Below are 15,525 nucleotides of genomic sequence, written 5' to 3'. Positions count from 1 at the left end.
CGATCTCCCGCTCTCGACCTACACGCAGTGGTACTGGAAGATCGACCTCCACAACCTGCTCCACTTCCTCTCCCTGCGCGTCGATCCGCATGCGCAGCACGAGATCCGCGCCTACGCGCGCGTCATGGCAGGCATGCTGAAACGCGTCGCGCCGTTCAGCTTCGAGGCGTGGCTCGACTACGAGTACGGCGGCGCGCACCTCTCGCGCGGCGAGCTCGCGGCGCTCCGCCGGCTGATCGAGGTCCGCGGCCGCGACCTCGAGGCCCGGCGCGACGGCCACGTGACCGCGCAGGACCTCGCCGGCCTCGGCCTCTCTAGGCGCGAGGTCGAGGAGCTCCTCGCGAAGCTCGCCGCGCCGCCCCCCGCCGACTTCGAGCTCGACCTCTCGACGGCGCGCCCGGCCGAGCACTTCGCGCGTGTGATGGAGGCGGCGGTCCCGCGCGTCGACCGGAAGTGACCCCGCCGGCCCTCGGCCGCGGCGTGCGCCTCTTCAATCGCGGCCGCTACCTGCGCGCGCAGGAGGCGTGGGAGGAGGCGTGGCGGGCGGCGCCGGCCGAGGAGCGCGCCTTCCTGGAAGCCCTCGTGCAGCTCGCCGCCGCGCTCCACCTGCGCACCCGCCGGGGCGCCACACGCGGTGCCGTCCACCTCCTCGCGCAGGCGCTGATCACGCTCGAGGACTACCGCCCCGCCGCGCACGGCATCGACGTCGAGGCCCTGGTCACCGACTTCACGGCCTACCTCGACTGGGTGAAGGCCGTCGACCGCCCGCACCGCGTGCTCGATCGCCTTCGCATCCCGCGGCTCCGCTGAGCTTGCCGGCGGCGGGGCGGTTGTGCGACGAAGGGTCGTGCGTCCCCTCGCCCTCGCCGTGGTCCTCCTGCCCGCCCTCGCGCACGCCGTCGGCCCGACCGTCGCCTTCACGCTGCCCGCGCTGCACGCGACGCCGTCGGCCTTCGGCTCGCTCCCGTTCCCCTGCGACCTCTACTTCGACGGCGGCACGCCCGGCGGCGGCGACGGGACGCTCCTCGACGCGGGCGCCTCGATCGGCCTCGGCGTCGACGTGGCGCGGGCCAACACCGCCGCGATCGAGGACGCGCTCGACCTGCTCGACGGCTTCGGCACGACGAGTGCCGTCTACTTCTTCCTGAGCGGCCCCCTCGACGCGGCGAGCCTGCCCGCGTCGCCGGTGCTCGCGCCCGCGCTCACGGATGCCGCCTTCTGCGCCGAGGCGGCGACCGCGGCGCCCGTGCCGATCGCGCTCAAGTTCGACGTCGACACGCGCATCCCGAACGTGCTCGGGGTCCTGCCCCTCCCGGGGCGCCCGCTCAAACCGAAGACCACCTATACCTGTGTCGTGCGCCGCGCCGTCACCGGCGGGGGAGAGCCGCTGGAGGCGTCGGCGGACTGGGTCGCCGTGCGCGACGGCACGAGCGCCAGCGCCGACGCGGACGCGATCTTCGACCCCGTGGTGGCGACGCTCGCGGCGCACGGCGTCGCCGCAACGGACATCGCCGGCATGACCGTGTTCACGACCCAGTCGACCACGGACGACCTGGTCGAGATCCGCGACCTCGTCCTGCCCGGCCTGCCCACCCCGACGGCAGACCTGACGAGCCGCCCGGAGCTGGTCTTCCAGGGCGCCCGCCTGGACGCGCTCATGGGCTCGTCGCCGCACGCGCACCTGGCCGCGGTCGCGACCGGTTTCTACGACAGCGCGCGCTTCCAGACCCACGACCCGAACGGCGACGGGCCGCTCGGCGACCTGCCGCTTCCACCCTCGTTCGTCGACTGCGCCCCGAGCGCGCCCTGCGAGACGACCGACGAGCGCTTCACGCGCGACGCGGGCGGCGCTCCGATCGTGATCGACGTGCCGAAGATCCCGTTCACGGTGACCATCCCGAGCGGGACGCCGCCGTCCGGCGGCTGGCCGATCATCATCCAGCAGCACGGCCTCGGTGGGCAGCGCGACACGGTGGTCGGCCTCGCGGAGGCGGACGCCGCGCGCGGCTTCGCCTCGATCGGCATCGACGCGGCCCAGCACGGCTACCGGCTGTTCGCCTGCGGCCCATCCGCGCCGTGCTCCCAGGACACGCGCAACAACGTGGGCGGCACGGCGGCCCCCGACGGCTTCGCGGACGGCAGCTTCGCGGGCTTCAGCGTGAGCTTCCTCGCCGAGAACCTGGGCTTCTTCCAGGCCTTCCACAACTTCCTCGGCATCCGTGACAACTTCCGCCAGACCTACGCGGACCTGCTCTCGCTCGTGCGCCTGATCCAGGGCCACTCGATCGACGCCGCGCTCGGCACGCCGCTCGACGACGGCCGCATCTTCTACATGGGCCACTCGCTCGGCGGCCTGATGGGCTCGGGCTTCATCCCGATCGACAGGAGCGTGCGCGCCGCGCTGCTCAACGCCACCGGCGGCGGCCTCTCGACCCAGCTCTTCCTCAACTCCTCGATCGGCGCCGCCGCGTCCACGCTGGTGAACGGCATCCTCGGCCTCGACCCGGCGAACCTGGAGGACCAGTTCGCGCTCTCGCCCAACCTGACCCAGACCATCTTGGACCCGGCGGACGGCCTGAATTCGGCCGCACTCCTCCTCCAGCCGGTGCCGCACAACGTGATCCAGGTGGAGGACTTCGGCGACGAGGTCGTGCCGAACCAGGCGAACGAGGTGCTCGCGGTCGCGGCGGGGCTCCAGATCTTCGACCCGTTCGTGCAGAACCTGCACCTGAACCCGCTCGCGCTGGCCGTCCCGCCGACAGCCAACATGATCCGCGGCAACGCCGCGGGCGGCGCGGCGACGGCGGCGCTCCTCCAGAACGGCCCGGCGACGCACGCGCGGAGCGTCCTCACCGCCCCGGACACGCTCACCTTCGTGCCCGAGTTCGCGCACGCGGACGACTTCCTGCGCACGGGGGACGCCTTCCCGACGCTCACGCGCCCGATCCGCGTGCCCAACGCGGGCATCCTCGACGCGGTGCTCGACTGGTTCGGCGACGTCGCCGCGAACGGCGCGCCAGGGACGTTCCGCCTGAACGTGGTGCCGAACTTCAACCCGGTGGAGAACCTGGAAGCGCCGGCCGGGGCGTCGACACTGCGTTTCTTCGCGCGCACGGTGGATGCCGGCGGCGCGCTCGCTCTCTCCGAACCGACCCCCGACGTGACGGTCGACTTCGAGACCAACCTGGTCGCCTCGCGCGTCACGGCGGCGCGGACGATGCTCGGCAGCGCACCGAATGTGGCCGACGTCGACGTACCGCCGGGGCCGTTCAGCACGGTCGGCACGCCGGGCATCCTGCCCTTCTTCGTGACCCTGCAGCGGGCCGTGCCGGGGACCTTCAGCGCGGGCGTGACGATCGCGTACACCGAGGCGGAACGCGACCTGGCCGGTCTCCCGGCCGAGTCCTCGCCGGACCTGACGGCCGAGTCCGAGCTGGTCGTGGCGGAGTTCACGCCCGGGACCTGCGCGGCGGGCGGCGTGACCTGCGCCGAGGACGCCGACTGCGGCGCTCAGGGGCCCTGCGCGGGAGCGAGCTACACGGCGCTCCCGACCACCGTCGACACGACGGCGCACACCGCCACGGCGAGCGGCGTGTCCAGCTTCTCCACCTTCGCCGTGCTGCACCCCGGCGTCCTCGACGGCGGGCGCGTGGCGCCCCTGGTGGTCGGCGTCGGCCGGCCGCGCGTGGAGTGCCGCCTCGCCTGGGAGGTGATCGACCCGCGCGGCCTCCGCGCGGAGGCCGGCATCAAGCCCTTCGTCGCGTGCGCGGACGGCGACCCGACGTGCGACGGCGACCGCACGGCCGACGGCACCTGCACCTTCCGGGTCGCGCCCTGCTTCGGCATGACGAGCCCGCGCTGCAAGGGCAAGGCCGGCAGGACCAGGGCGTTCGCGGTGCGCGCACGCTTCGGGGGCGCAAGCGGTGCGCTCGAGAAGGCGAACATCGAGGCGCTCGTCGCGAGCGCCGTCGCGCTCGGCGGCAGGGCGGTGGGAGGGCGCGGCCCGGTGCGCTTCGAGCCAGCCCTCGCCGGGGGCGTCTGCGCGCCCTTCGCCGACATCAAGGTGCCCGTCGACCGAAGCCGGATGGAACTCCTGCGCGCCGCGACGGCCGGAGCGCGCGCCGCCGACCGGGACAAGCTGGGTCTCCAATGCCTCCCCACCCCATGACCCTCGACGACGTCCGCCACGGCCTGCGCGCCGCCCGCTACATCACCACCCCGCGCGTCGAGACCGCGCTCTTCCTCGCGCTCGCGCTCGAGAAGCCGCTGCTCGCCGAGGGTCCGGCGGGCGCGGGCAAGACCGAGCTCGGCAAGGTGCTGGCCGAGATGCTCGCGACGGACCTCGTCCGCCTCCAGTGCTACGAGGGCCTGGACGAGGCGCGCGCCCTCTTTGAGTGGAACTACCAGAAGCAGCTGCTGCGCATCCAGGCCGACCGGGCCGAGGGCCTCACCTGGGAGAACCTCTCGAGCCACATCTTCTCCGCCGAGTTCCTGCTCGAGCGCCCGCTCCTGCGCGCGATCGCGGCGGCGAAGAAGGTCGTCCTGCTGATCGACGAGGTGGACAAGGCCGACCCGGAGTTCGAGGCGTTCCTGCTCGAGGTGCTGAGCGACTTCCAGGTGAGCGTGCCCGAGCTGGGGACGATCCGCGCGCGGCACCGGCCCGTCGTCGTCCTCACCTCGAACCGCACGCGCGAGCTCTCCGAGGCGCTCGTCCGCCGCTGCCTGCACCTCTACGTGGACTTCCCCGGGCCCGAGAAGGAGGCCGAGATCGTAGCGCTCAAGGTGCCCGACCTGGACGAGAAGCTGCGCGCGCAGGTGGCGCGCTTCGTGGCCGGGCTCCGCAAGCTCGAGCTGCGCAAGGCGCCGTCGATCGCCGAGACGCTCGACTGGGCGCGCGGCCTGTGCGCGCTCGGCGTGCGCGAGCTCGACCCGGCGACCGTGCGGCGGACGCTGTCGCTGGTCGTGAAGCACGAGGAGGACCTGCGCAAGGCGGAGGGCAAGGTGGGCGCGCTGCTCGCTGGGCGGTGATGCGCCGTCCGCGGTACGCGGCTGTCATCCGCGACCCGCGGGGCGTCGAGAACTCGGCGCGGATGCGCTGGCACCTGGCTTGCACTCCGCGCTTCCGGGCGCCATGTCGACGAAACGTCTGCACCAGCTCTTCCTCCTGAATCTCTGCCTGCAGATCTTCGACGGCGTCGCCACCTACGAGGGCCTGCACCACCAGTGGTCCGAGGGCAACCCGATCCTGCTCTCGTGGATGCCGTTCATCGGCACCGGCGCCACGCTCCTCCTCTTCAAGGCCAAGGCGTGCGGGTTCCTCGTCATCCTCCGCCGGCTCGGCCACGAGCCGTTCGTGTACGAGTCGCTGGTCATGCTGGCCACGGTGTACACGTTCTTCTCCTTCATCCCGTGGATGCTCCGGCTCCTGTCGCTCCTCTTCGCGTAAGCGGCTAGCATCCGGGGATGCGGGCGCGCATCCTCGATTTCGTCCAGACGCTGCGCGCGCGGGGCGGGGTCGACGTGTCGGTCGCCGAGTCGCTCGACGCGCTGGTGGCCGTCGCCGCGGTGGGGGTCGAGCGCGAGGCGATGCGCGAGGCGCTGGCCGCGGCGCTCGTCAAGCACGAGGCGGACCGGCCGGCCTTCGACCGCCTCTTCGACGAGGCGTTCCCGCTGGCCGGGGGCGCCGAGGAGGGCCGACGGCGCCGCCGCGGGCGCGGTGCGGGCGGGGGCACGGTGCCGGCCGGCACGGGGCGCGGAGCCGGGGAGAACGGGCGGTCGCGGGCGCGCGAGGAGACGGCGGAGCAGGCGGAGCACACCGAGCGCACGGGACGGCGCGACGGGTGGAGCGCCCGGGGCGAGGTGCGCGGCGCCGCCGACGCGGCGCCGCGCGCCGGCCGCGCCGCACGCGCCCGCCGGCTCCTCGCCCTCCCCTTCCACGAGTTCACCTCGCGCGACGTCGAGGAGGCCCGCGAGCTGGTCCGGGCGCTGAGCGCGCGCCTGCGCGGCCGCCTCGTGCGGCGCGAGCGGCGGGCGCGTCGCGGGCGGGTGGACTTCCGCCGTACCATCCGTCACTCGATGTCGAGCGGTGGCGTGCCGGTCCGTCCCCGCTTCCGCGCGCGGCGCCCGGGGCGCCCGGACCTGGTCGCGCTCTGCGACCTCTCCGGCTCGGTGGCGGCGGCGAGCGAGCTCCTGCTGGGTCTCATCGCGCCCGCCGCCGACTGCTTCCGCCGCGTGCACCTCTTCGCCTACGTCGACCGCCTCTGCCCGGTCTCGATCGAGCACGGACACGTGGCGCCGGGCGGGCCGCTCGACCTCCACGCCCGCTCCGACTTCGGGCGCGTGCTGGCGGCGCTGTGGGAGGGGCGCGCGATCCTCACGGGCTCGACCCTGCTTCTCGTCCTCGGCGACGCGCGCAACAACCGCCTCCCGCCGCGGGCCGACCTGCTGCGCGCGGTCGCGGGCCGCGTCCAGCGCATCGTGTGGCTCGTGCCGGAGCCGCGCGCGCGCTGGGACACCGGCGACAGCGTGCTCCGGCTCTACGCGCCGGCGTGCGAAGCGGTGGTGGAGTGCATCGACCTGGGGGCGATGGTGCGGGCGGTGCGAGAGACGCTGCAGATGCCTGCGCGCGGCCGCGTTGCCTTGCCCCTCGGCCACCCCTAGTATCGCCCCCGTGAGCGCCGATCCCTTCTACCTCCCCATCGGGGACGAGATCGCCCTCTTCAGCGCCGCCTACGAGTGCCGCCTGCCGATCCTGCTGAAGGGCCCGACCGGCTGCGGCAAGACCCGCTTCGTCGAGTACATGGCGCGCAAGCTCCGCGGCGCGGCCGACAACGGCGGCCCGGACGGCAACCTGATCACCGTCGCCTGTCACGAGGACCTCACCGGCAGCGACCTGGTCGGCCGCTACCTCATCAAGGGCGACGAGACGGTGTGGGTGGACGGGCCGCTCACCCAGGCGGTCAAGACGGGCGCCATCTGCTACCTCGACGAGATCGTCGAGGCGCGCAAGGACACGACCGTGCTCATCCACCCGCTCACCGACCACCGCCGCATCCTCCCCATCGACAAGAAGGGTGAGATCCTCGAGGCGCACCCCGACTTCCTGCTCGTCATCTCCTACAACCCGGGCTACCAGAGCGTGCTGAAGGACCTGAAGCACTCGACTCGCCAGCGCTTCGTCACCATCGACTTCGACTACGCGCCGCGCGACAAGGAGGCGCAGGTGATCGCGCACGAGAGCGGGGTCACGATGGAGACGGCGCTCGAGCTGGCCAAGCTGGGCGAGAAGGTGCGCCACCTGAAGGCGAACGGGCTCGAGGAGGGCGTCAGCACGCGGCTCCTCATCTACGCGGGTCTGCTCATGCGCCAGGGTGTGCCGCCGCGGCGCGCCTGCGAGGTGGCGGTCAGCCGCTCGCTCACCGACGACGCGGAGAGCCAGCGCGCCATCGGCGAGCTGGCGCAGGCGATCTTCGGGTGAGCTGACGCGCGTGCGCCGGAGCTGGCTCTCGCACCACCTGCCGGCCGACCCGGGCCTCGCCGAGGCCGACCGCTGCGCCGCCGCGCTCGGACCGACCGCGCACGCGACGCTGCTCGCGGCCTCGGACCGCCTCGCCGAGGTCTCCCCGCTGCTCGCCCGGCGCGCCTACCGGCACGCGGCCGGAGCCTGGGAGCGCTTCGGCGCCGACGGCTGGCGACGCTGGCTCGCCTTCGGCGAGGCGGTCGCCACCGCCGCGCCCGCGTGCCGCGAGGGCGCCCTCGCCTACTTCGCCGTCCCGCCGGCGGAGCTCGGCGACGCCGACGCGGCGGCGAGCTGGGGCGCCCTCGGCCGCGAGGTGGCACGCGTCTCCCGCCGTCTCGCGACCGCATTCTTCGAGCGGACCGCGCCCATGCTCCGACGACCGGACGGGATGGAGCGCCTGCGTGCGTGGGTCGCGGCGGGGCTGGCGCTCCACGAGGCACGCGGCTGGCGCGGCGCCTTCCTCGCGCAGGCCTACTTCGAGGCGGCGCCCGCAGCGCTCGCGGGGCTCGGCCCCGGGGACTACGAGCCGTGGGCCGAGACGGGCGCGGCGCTCGCGGGCGAGGCCGAGGAGCGGGCCTTCTTCACCACCCTGCCCGACGGCCTGGCCGAGTGGACGGCGGAGGAGCGCGCGCTCTTCCTCGCGACCACGCGCGCGCTCGCGGCCGCCTCGCCGCGGCGGGCGCGCATCCTCTACCGCGAGCTTCCTCCTGCCATCGGGAAACTGCCCGCCGACGCTCGTGCCGCGCTGCTGCGCGCCCTCGCGCGCATCGATCCACGCCTGGCCGCCCCGCTCGCCGAGTTCACGCCCGTCGCCGGCGCCGTCCTTGCCGAGGTGCCGTCCGGCGAGCGGCTCGCGGCCCTCGCCCTGGTGGAGGAACTCGCGGCCGCGCACCCCGAGGCCGCCGTCGCCGCCCTCCGCGTCCTGCCCCGCCTCTACGAGGAGGCGGGGCCGGCCGAGGTCCGCCGCTGGTTCGCGGCCGGCACGGCCGTCGCGGCGGACAACGCGGCCGCGGCCCGCGCCTACTTCGCGCTCGAGTCGCGCACGAGCCTGAGCGTGCTGCGCGCGGCCTCGACCGCAGCCGCGCTCGACGACACGCAGGGCGTGTGGCGGAAACTCGTCCAGATGCTCTCGGGCGAGCCGGTCGTGGTGCGCGGCGTGGAGGTCGCGACCCTCCGCCCGCCGCTGGCGGACCTTCCCGCCGAGCACGAGGTCGCGCTCCCGCTCCGCGTCGACTGGCTGCCGACGCACGAGGACAACTGCCGCGTCTACCGCCTCCTCGCCGCCCTGCTCGCCGGGCGGCGCGAGTTCGGCACCTACGCGCACCCCGACCTGCGCGCCGCCGTGCACGACCCCGCACTGCTCGAGGACCTCTTCCTCCTCGCCGAGGGCGTGCGCGTGCACCACCGGCTCGCGGCGAGCTACCCGGGGCTTGCCGGCGAGGCGCACTCGCTCGGCACGCGGCTCCTCGAGCGCTGGGGCCACGAGCCCGTGCCGTCGCGCACGGTCGTGCTCGACGCGCTCCTGCTGCTGGCGCTCGGCGCGGGGCCGCGGCCGGCGTGGCTCGCGGCGGACGCCGCCCTGCTGGTCGCCCGGCTCCTCGCGCCGCTCGCGGCGCCCGGGGCGAGCGTCGAGGACTCGCTCGCCGTCGCCCGCGCGCTCGCCGCGGCGCTCGACGGGCCCGGGCTCGCACTGCCGGCGGCGGAGCCGGAGCCCGTTCTCCTGCTCGACGACCTGACCGGCGGCGAGCCGCTCGACCCAGGGGGAAGCGACTCGGGCGCGCCGGCGCCCGGCGGAGGCGAGGCGCCGCCGCTCGATCCCGCAGCGCTCGAGCTCGCCTCCACGCGCGACGAGGAAGCGGCGAACGGCCACCCCCTCTCTGCCGCCGAGCTTCGGCGCCTCCTCGAGGCGGGCGCCAAGATCGGGCAGGGACGCGGCGAGGGCGCGGGCGGCGGCCTCCCGATCACGGCACTGGTCGGAAAGATTCCCGCCGCGCAGCTCGAGGCTCTCCGGCAAGCCCTCGGCGACGGGGAGCCGGCGGCGGCGCGCCGGGCACCCGTCCCCGCGCAGGACGACCACGCCTTCTTCTACGACGAATGGGATCACCTGATCGGCGACTACCGGAGCCGCTGGTGCCGGCTCACCGAGGTCGGCGTCGCGGGGGATGCGGGCGAGTTCTTCGGGCAGGCGCTGGCGGACTGGGCGCGCCTCCTCCCCGAGGTGCGCCGGCAGTTCCAGCGCATCCGCCCCGAGATGTACCGCACCATGCGCGGCCTCGAGGACGGCGAGGACTTCGACCTCAACGCGACCATCGACGCGCGCATCGACGTACGCGCGCGTCGCGCGCCCTCGACGCGTCTCTACCGCTCGCGCGTGCGCGAGACGCGCGACGTGGCGACCCTCTTCCTGCTCGACATGAGCGCATCCACCGACGAGCCCCTGTCGCCCGGGAACGCGAACACCCGCCCGGTGAAGCGGATCATCGACACCCTGAAGGAGGCGCTCGTCGTCATGACCGAGGCGCTCGACGAGCTGGGCGACGCGTACGCCATCCACGGCTTCTCGGGACAGGGGCGCGCCAACGTCGAGTTCTACCTGGTGAAGGGCTTCGGCGAGCGCCTGGGGCCGGCGGTGAAGGCGCGCATCGGCGGCATCGCGCCCAAGCGCAGCACGCGCATGGGCGCGGCGCTCCGCCACGCGACGCGCAAGCTCGCCGCGGTGGGCGCGCGCGCGAAGCACCTGATGCTGCTCAGCGACGGCTTCCCGCAGGACGACGACTACGGCGAGGACCGGCGGAGCCACGTCTACGGCATCCGCGACACGGCGGTGGCCCTGCGCGAGGCCGACGCGGCCGGCATCGCGCCCTTCTGCATCACGGTCGACCGCGCCGGCCACGACTACCTGCGCGAGATGTGCGATGCGTCGCGCTACATGGTGATCGAGGACGTCGCGGCGCTGCCGCGCGAGCTGCCGAAGATCTACCGCCGGGTGGTGCGCGCGTGAGCGTCACCATCGCGCGGGTCGGCGAGCTCGGCCCCGGCGAGACGAAGAAGTTCTGCCTCCGCTGCGACGGGCGCGAGGTCGAGGGCTTCCTCCTGAACTACGGCGGCGCGCACCACGCCTACCTGAACCGTTGCCGGCACGTGCCCATGGGCCTCGACTGGGTCGAGAACCAGTTCTTCACCGAGGACGGGCGCTTCGTGCAGTGCGCGACGCACGGGGCGTGCTACGAGCCCGAGACGGGCGAGTGCGTGGCGGGCCCACCGTGCGGAAAGACGCTCTATCGCATTCCGGTGCGGGTCGAGGGGGACGCGATCGTGGCCGAGTGCCCGGGGAGCCTGCCGGACGACTGACTACTCCGGCTCGTCGTCGAAGTGCGCTCTCGTGATCCGCTCCTTCAGGTACTCGAGCGTGCCGAGATCCTCCACGATGTCGCCCCCGGTGTCGTAGAAGAAGATCTCGCCGTGCTTGTTGCGCCCAACCGCCACCAGCCACTCGAGGTCGTCGCGGTCCTCGAGGAGGTAGTTGATCGTCTGGCTGACGCCCCGGCCCGGTATGATCGTGACCTTCGGGCGCACGCTCTTCTCGCTTTGCTTCGCCATGGACCCCCGACCTCCCCGGAGCGCGGCTGGCCCGCGCCGCGGCGGAGGATAGGGAGGCACTATGCTCAAGTCAAGCGTAACTTCGTCACGCTTTCGACATGATATGTCTGCGGAAAAACGTCGATCGGCTGCACGCGCTCGAGGCGATAGCCGGCGGCGAGGAGCGTGCGCACGTCGCGCGCGAGCGTGGCCGGGTCGCAGGACACGTAGATGATGCGCGGCGGCCGGAGCGCGGCGAGCGCGGGAAGCGCGTCGGCGGCGCCGGCGCGCGGTGGATCCAGGACGACCGCGTCGAGCGAGCCGGACGGCAGACTCGCCAGCGCCCGCGCCACGTCGTCGGCGCGGAAGGTCGCCGCCGGCAGGCCGTGGCGCGCCGCGTTCGCGCGCGCCGCCTCCACGGCGACGCCGCTCCGCTCGATGCCGAGCACGCTGACCCCGCGCCGGGCGAGCGGCAGGCTCAGGTTCCCGGCGCCGCAGTAGAGGTCGAGCACGCGCTCGCCGGGCGTGAAGGCGCCCAGGGCGAGCACCGTCTCGACCAGGCGCTGGTTCGCGCCCGGGTTCACCTGCGTGAACACGTCGGCCGGCACTTCGAGGTCGAGCCCGGGCTCGAGCGCCACGCGCACGGTCGGGTCGCCGGCGACGAGGCGTACGCCCGCGCCCGTGACGACCGTGCCCCGCACACCGGCGGCGCGCGCGAGGAGCGCCTCGCTCGCGGCCAGGTCCGCGGGGCCCGGCCGGGCCGTCGCTGACGCGGCGAGCGCAACGCCCGCCGGCGCGGCGCTCACGGTGACGCGCCGGAGCGGGACGCGGAGCGCCGCCACCCAGGCGCGCGCCGCCTCGAGGTGGGCCGACACGCTCGGGTCGGCGAGCGGGCAGTCGGCGATCTCGACGAGGGCGTGCGAGCGCGCGCGACGATAGCCGGCCCGCCGCCCCTCGACCGCGAGCGTGACGCGGGCCCGGTAGTGCCAGTCGGCGGGGGAGGCCAGGGTGGGGAGCACTTCCGCGTCGCGCACGCCGGCCACGCGCGCCAGCTGCTCGGCGACGATGGCCGCCTTCGCGTCGCGCTGCGCGGGCGGCGCCACGTGCTGCCACTGGCAGCCGCCGCAGGTCGGGAAGTAGCGGCAGCCGGGGAGCACGCGGTCGGGGCCGGGCGCCAGGACCGCGGCGACGCGCGCGCGGAGGTAGCCGGCGCGTCGCTCGACCACCTCGGCCCGCACCCGCTCGCCGGGCGCGGCGTACGGCACGAACACCACCTGCCGGCCGTGGTGCGCGAGCGCGTCGAAGCCGAAGGTGAGGCGCTCGACGTCGAGGAGGAGCGCAGCCTCAGTCAACCCCGAGCTCGCCCAGCATGAAGAGCATCTCCTCGGTCGTGAACAGGTTGGCGACCAGGCGCCGCATGAGATCGTGCTCGACGACCCCGCGCGAGGGCACGTCGACGTGGCGCGGCATCACCTGGAAGACGCCGGGCCCGAGGAAGAACGCCTCGCTCCGGTCGACGGCGTCGATGGCGGAGCGGATCCTGACGCTGGTCCCTTCCCCTGCGGGCGCGAGGAGGAGATAGTAGGTGACGTCGAGCTCGGAGATGCGGGCCATGCCCTCGCGCCGCGCGCGCGAGAGGTCGGCGATCTCGGCGAGCTTCTTCTGGATGTCCGCACCGCGGTACCGGGTGGGGCCCGTCGCGATCGTGCCACGGGCCCGGTCGGCCTGGGCGACACCCAGACCCTCCTCCTCGAGGCCGTGCAGCACGGCCGGCCACAGGCGCTCGAAGGGCTCCTGCACGAGGCGCGTGTGCTCGCCGCGCGGGTGCTCCTTCGGGTCGAGCTCCGGGCGCCATCCGCCGCAGCCGAGCGCGACGGCCAACGCAAGGGAGACCCATCGGCCCACGGCTCTTCAATCCTTGGCGAACATCAGGTTCACTTCCGAGAAGGTCGAGGGGCGGGCGGTCGCCACCGGGGCGTTGGCCGGCCGGGGCAGCGCGGCGGCGCGCCGCTCCGCGTCGCGCATGCGGTCCTCGGAGAGCGGGTGGCTCGAGAAGAAGCGCTCGACCACGCTCGGCAGGCTGTGCTGCTGCTCGGCCAGCCGGCGGAACACGATCGCCATCTCGCTCGCGTCGTAGCCCGCGGCGTTCATGAGCTCGAGCCCGAGGTGGTCCGCCTCCGCCTCCTTGCCGCGGCTGTAGCTGAGGAGCCCGAGCACGTAGCCGAGCTTCGTGCCCTCCCACGCGATCGGCGGCACCGGCACCGGGATGACCGAGACGGCGGCGATCAGCGCGAGCTGGGTCAGGTTCTGCGTGGTCAGCATCTCGGTCGCGTGGCGGGCGGCGACGTGCCCCATCTCGTGCCCGATGACCGAGGCGAGCTGGTCCTCGGTGTCGCACAGCTCGATGAGCGCCGAGTTGATGTAGATCGGGCCGCCGGGAAGCGCGAAGGCGTTCACCTCGGGCGAGTCGACGACGTGGAAGGTGTACGGGAAGAGCCTGAAGGCCGGGTCGGGCGCCGACTGCTGGAGCCGCTGGCCGATCGCGTTGATCAGCTGGGTGAGGGCCGAGAGGCGAAGCGGCGTCACCTCGGACTCGACCTCCTTCTGGAGCTGTTGGCCGAGGCGGATGTCGCCGTCGATCGAGTAGAAGTTCGGATGGTAGGGATGGACGCCGGCGCAGCCGAGGACCGGGACGAGCGTGACCGCGAGGAGGGAGCGCCTCATGATCCGCCCGTGCTCGCCGAGCGCGCCGCGGCCCGCACCAGCGCGCGGATGGTGCTCGGATGGACAGCGACCCGGGCGCCCGCGGCGAGCACCAGCTCGAGGCGCCCGCCGCCCAGCTGGCCGGTCAGGCTGTCGCCGTTCGCGAAGACGGCGGTCGCCTTGTCGCCGCCCTCGGCGAACTCGACCCGATCGACCTGCCGGGCATCGACCTCCGTCGGCCGGTCCCCGACCTTCAGGCGGAGCGGGCCGAAGGCGCCCGAGACGAGCAGGCTGTCGCCGTTGCGCATGACGGCGCGGAAGCTCGCGTCGCCCGCCGGGGGCTTCCCGGCGCGCAGGCTGAGCTGCTCGATCTGCTCGACGGCGAGGCTCTGGGTGCGCCCGCCGGCAGCGATCGGGATGTCCCCGTTCTCGAGGAAGCCGGTCACGGTGTCGCCGTTGGCGAGGACGACACGCGCGAGCCCGCGCTCGCCGCTGCCGAAGAGGATGCTCGCCACCGCGGCGCGCGGGAGCACCAGCGCGCCGTAGGCGGCGCGCACTTTGAAGGTGGCCTCCGCGAGGGTGCCGCGCACGGTGTCGCCGCTGCGGAGCTTCGCGGTGTCGACGTCGGCGCCCCCGCGCACCTGCTGGGCCAGACGAAGGTGCGCCGCGCGCGCGATGTCGGCCGGCAGCGCGAGGGTCCACAGCTCCCAGCCCGTCGCCACGCGGTGCTGGAAGGCGAGCGTGCGGCCGTCGGGCGACCAGGCGGGATGGGTGGCGGGCCCGGGCGCGGCCGTGAGCTCGATCGGCGCCGTGCCGTCGGCGTTGGCGATCCACAGCGTCGCGTCGGCGCTCCGGCCGTGCGCGGGCCAGCGCGAGAACGCGAGCTTGGCGCCGTCGGGCGAGAAGGCCGGGCGCGCCTCGTGATCGGGGGAGACCACGAGCGGCGTCGTGCGCCCGTCGCGCACGTCGATCTGGTAGAGGTCGAAGTTGCCGCTCGCGTCGGTCACGTAGACGAGGTGCGTGCCGTCGGGATGCCAGGCGGGGAAGAGCTCGTTGGCCGGCGTGGTGGTGAGGCGCCGCCGCCCGCTGCCGTCCGCGTTCACCACCCAGAGATCGAAGCTGCCGCCTTCGCGCGGGAAGGCGGCATAGGCGATCTGGCGCCCGTCGGGCGACCAAGCGGGCTGGTCCTCGGTGCCCGGGTCGTCGGTCAGCGGGACGGGGTTCTGCCCGTCGGCGTCCGCGATCCAGATGTCGCGCGAGCCGTTCAGCTCCGAGACGAAGAGGAGCTTCCTGCCGTCCGGGGAGAGGCTCGCGTGGTACGCGTCCCGGGTACCGCTGGTGAGCTTCTTCTCGCCGGAGCCGTCGGGGGCGACGCTCCAGATGTTGCGCGTGGCGACGCCCTTCTGCTCGTCGTCCTTGCGGCGCGCGTGGAACAGGAGCCGGCTGCCGTCGGGCGACCAGGCGGGCATGGCGCTCGAGCCCGTGCCGACGATCCGGTGCGCCGTCCCCTCGTCCGTCGGCGTGGCGGCCCGCGCTCCCCCCGCGAGCACCAGCGCTGCGGCCAGGACGAGCCCACCCCGCATGGCGCAGCCTTAGCCCGTCCGGCCGGGTTTGCAAAGCCGCCGTCTCGGGCGCCGGGCCGAGCAAGTCACACCGGCTGCGGCGAATGATCCGGCGCTGCGAGCGCGTGCTCGGCCCCGGACTCTAGGGATCGCGGCGCGAAG

Annotated in this window: 14 protein-coding genes; 9 read left to right on the top strand and 5 right to left on the bottom strand. The window is 74.2% G+C overall.

All coding sequences use genetic code 11. The annotated features are described in order from the left end of the window. The 9 genes from E6J59_13865 to E6J59_13825 all read left to right on the top strand — a co-directional run. A partial coding sequence (locus E6J59_13865) for a hypothetical protein (GenBank protein ID TMB18751.1) occupies positions 1-457 on the top strand: 457 nt, incomplete at its 5' end. After that, on the top strand, positions 454-810 hold the full coding sequence (locus tag E6J59_13860) for a DUF309 domain-containing protein (GenBank protein ID TMB18750.1): 357 nt from the start codon (positions 454-456) through the stop codon (positions 808-810). The genes E6J59_13865 and E6J59_13860, both read left to right, overlap by 4 nt. A 22-nt stretch (positions 811-832) precedes the next feature. Continuing rightward, on the top strand, positions 833-4,168 hold the full coding sequence (locus E6J59_13855; protein ID TMB18749.1) for a hypothetical protein: 3,336 nt from the start codon (positions 833-835) through the stop codon (positions 4,166-4,168). Next, complete coding sequence (locus E6J59_13850; protein ID TMB18748.1) at positions 4,165-5,028, top strand: MoxR family ATPase; 864 nt, start codon at positions 4,165-4,167, stop codon at positions 5,026-5,028. The genes E6J59_13855 and E6J59_13850 overlap by 4 nt, the downstream gene beginning before the upstream one ends. 103 nt (positions 5,029-5,131) lie before the next feature. After that, positions 5,132-5,446 (top strand): hypothetical protein, encoded by a 315-nt coding sequence (locus E6J59_13845; GenBank protein ID TMB18747.1) that lies wholly within the window; start codon positions 5,132-5,134, stop codon positions 5,444-5,446. A gap of 17 nt (positions 5,447-5,463) precedes the next feature. Continuing rightward, positions 5,464-6,660, top strand: coding sequence for a VWA domain-containing protein (locus E6J59_13840; protein TMB18746.1), 1,197 nt, complete (start codon positions 5,464-5,466; stop codon positions 6,658-6,660). Continuing rightward, positions 6,635-7,477, top strand: coding sequence for a CbbQ/NirQ/NorQ/GpvN family protein (locus E6J59_13835; protein TMB18745.1), 843 nt, complete (start codon positions 6,635-6,637; stop codon positions 7,475-7,477). The genes E6J59_13840 and E6J59_13835 overlap by 26 nt, the downstream gene beginning before the upstream one ends. Before the next feature lie 10 nt (positions 7,478-7,487). After that, positions 7,488-10,520 (top strand): VWA domain-containing protein, encoded by a 3,033-nt coding sequence (locus E6J59_13830; GenBank protein TMB18744.1) that lies wholly within the window; start codon positions 7,488-7,490, stop codon positions 10,518-10,520. Then, positions 10,517-10,870 carry a Rieske 2Fe-2S domain-containing protein gene (locus E6J59_13825; protein ID TMB18743.1) on the top strand — a complete coding sequence of 118 codons (354 nt, stop codon included), beginning with the start codon at positions 10,517-10,519 and terminating at the stop codon, positions 10,868-10,870. Before E6J59_13830 ends, E6J59_13825 begins: the two co-directional genes overlap by 4 nt. Here the strand turns inward: E6J59_13825 and E6J59_13820 are convergent, their stop codons facing one another. The 5 genes from E6J59_13820 to E6J59_13800 form a co-directional block, all read right to left on the bottom strand. After that, positions 10,871-11,119: a hypothetical protein gene (locus E6J59_13820; GenBank protein ID TMB18742.1), complete on the bottom strand. Its 249-nt coding sequence runs from the start codon at positions 11,117-11,119 to the stop codon at positions 10,871-10,873. It abuts the gene before it with no gap. A 65-nt stretch (positions 11,120-11,184) separates the two neighbouring features. Beyond that, on the bottom strand, positions 11,185-12,450 hold the full coding sequence (gene rlmD / locus E6J59_13815) for a 23S rRNA (uracil(1939)-C(5))-methyltransferase RlmD (protein TMB18741.1): 1,266 nt from the start codon (positions 12,448-12,450) through the stop codon (positions 11,185-11,187). Next, positions 12,443-13,003, bottom strand: coding sequence for a hypothetical protein (locus E6J59_13810; GenBank protein ID TMB18740.1), 561 nt, complete (start codon positions 13,001-13,003; stop codon positions 12,443-12,445). The genes rlmD and E6J59_13810 overlap by 8 nt, the downstream gene beginning before the upstream one ends. 6 nt (positions 13,004-13,009) lie before the next feature. After that, on the bottom strand, positions 13,010-13,822 hold the full coding sequence (locus E6J59_13805) for a hypothetical protein (GenBank protein ID TMB18739.1): 813 nt from the start codon (positions 13,820-13,822) through the stop codon (positions 13,010-13,012). After that, positions 13,819-15,384 (bottom strand): hypothetical protein, encoded by a 1,566-nt coding sequence (locus tag E6J59_13800; GenBank protein ID TMB18738.1) that lies wholly within the window; start codon positions 15,382-15,384, stop codon positions 13,819-13,821. Before E6J59_13800 ends, E6J59_13805 begins: the two co-directional genes overlap by 4 nt. Between the last annotated feature and the right edge of the window lie 141 nt (positions 15,385-15,525).

Source organism: Deltaproteobacteria bacterium, from assembly GCA_005879795.1.
GTDB lineage: Bacteria > Desulfobacterota > Binatia > DP-6 > DP-6 > DP-6.
Note: the sequence above shows the minus strand (reverse complement) of the source record. Positions and strands in the feature narration are given on the sequence as shown.

Bases quoted from the DNA above. Each gene is read 5' to 3' on its own strand.
- E6J59_13850 (TMB18748.1), top strand. From the start codon at position 4,165: ATGACCCTCGACGACGTCCGCCACGGCCTGCGCGCCGCCCGCTACATC.
- E6J59_13845 (TMB18747.1), top strand. From the start codon at position 5,132: ATGTCGACGAAACGTCTGCACCAGCTCTTCCTCCTGAATCTCTGCCTG.
- E6J59_13840 (TMB18746.1), top strand. From the start codon at position 5,464: ATGCGGGCGCGCATCCTCGATTTCGTCCAGACGCTGCGCGCGCGGGGC.
- E6J59_13820 (TMB18742.1), bottom strand. From the start codon at position 11,119: ATGGCGAAGCAAAGCGAGAAGAGCGTGCGCCCGAAGGTCACGATCATA.
- E6J59_13805 (TMB18739.1), bottom strand. From the start codon at position 13,822: ATGAGGCGCTCCCTCCTCGCGGTCACGCTCGTCCCGGTCCTCGGCTGC.
- E6J59_13800 (TMB18738.1), bottom strand. From the start codon at position 15,384: ATGCGGGGTGGGCTCGTCCTGGCCGCAGCGCTGGTGCTCGCGGGGGGA.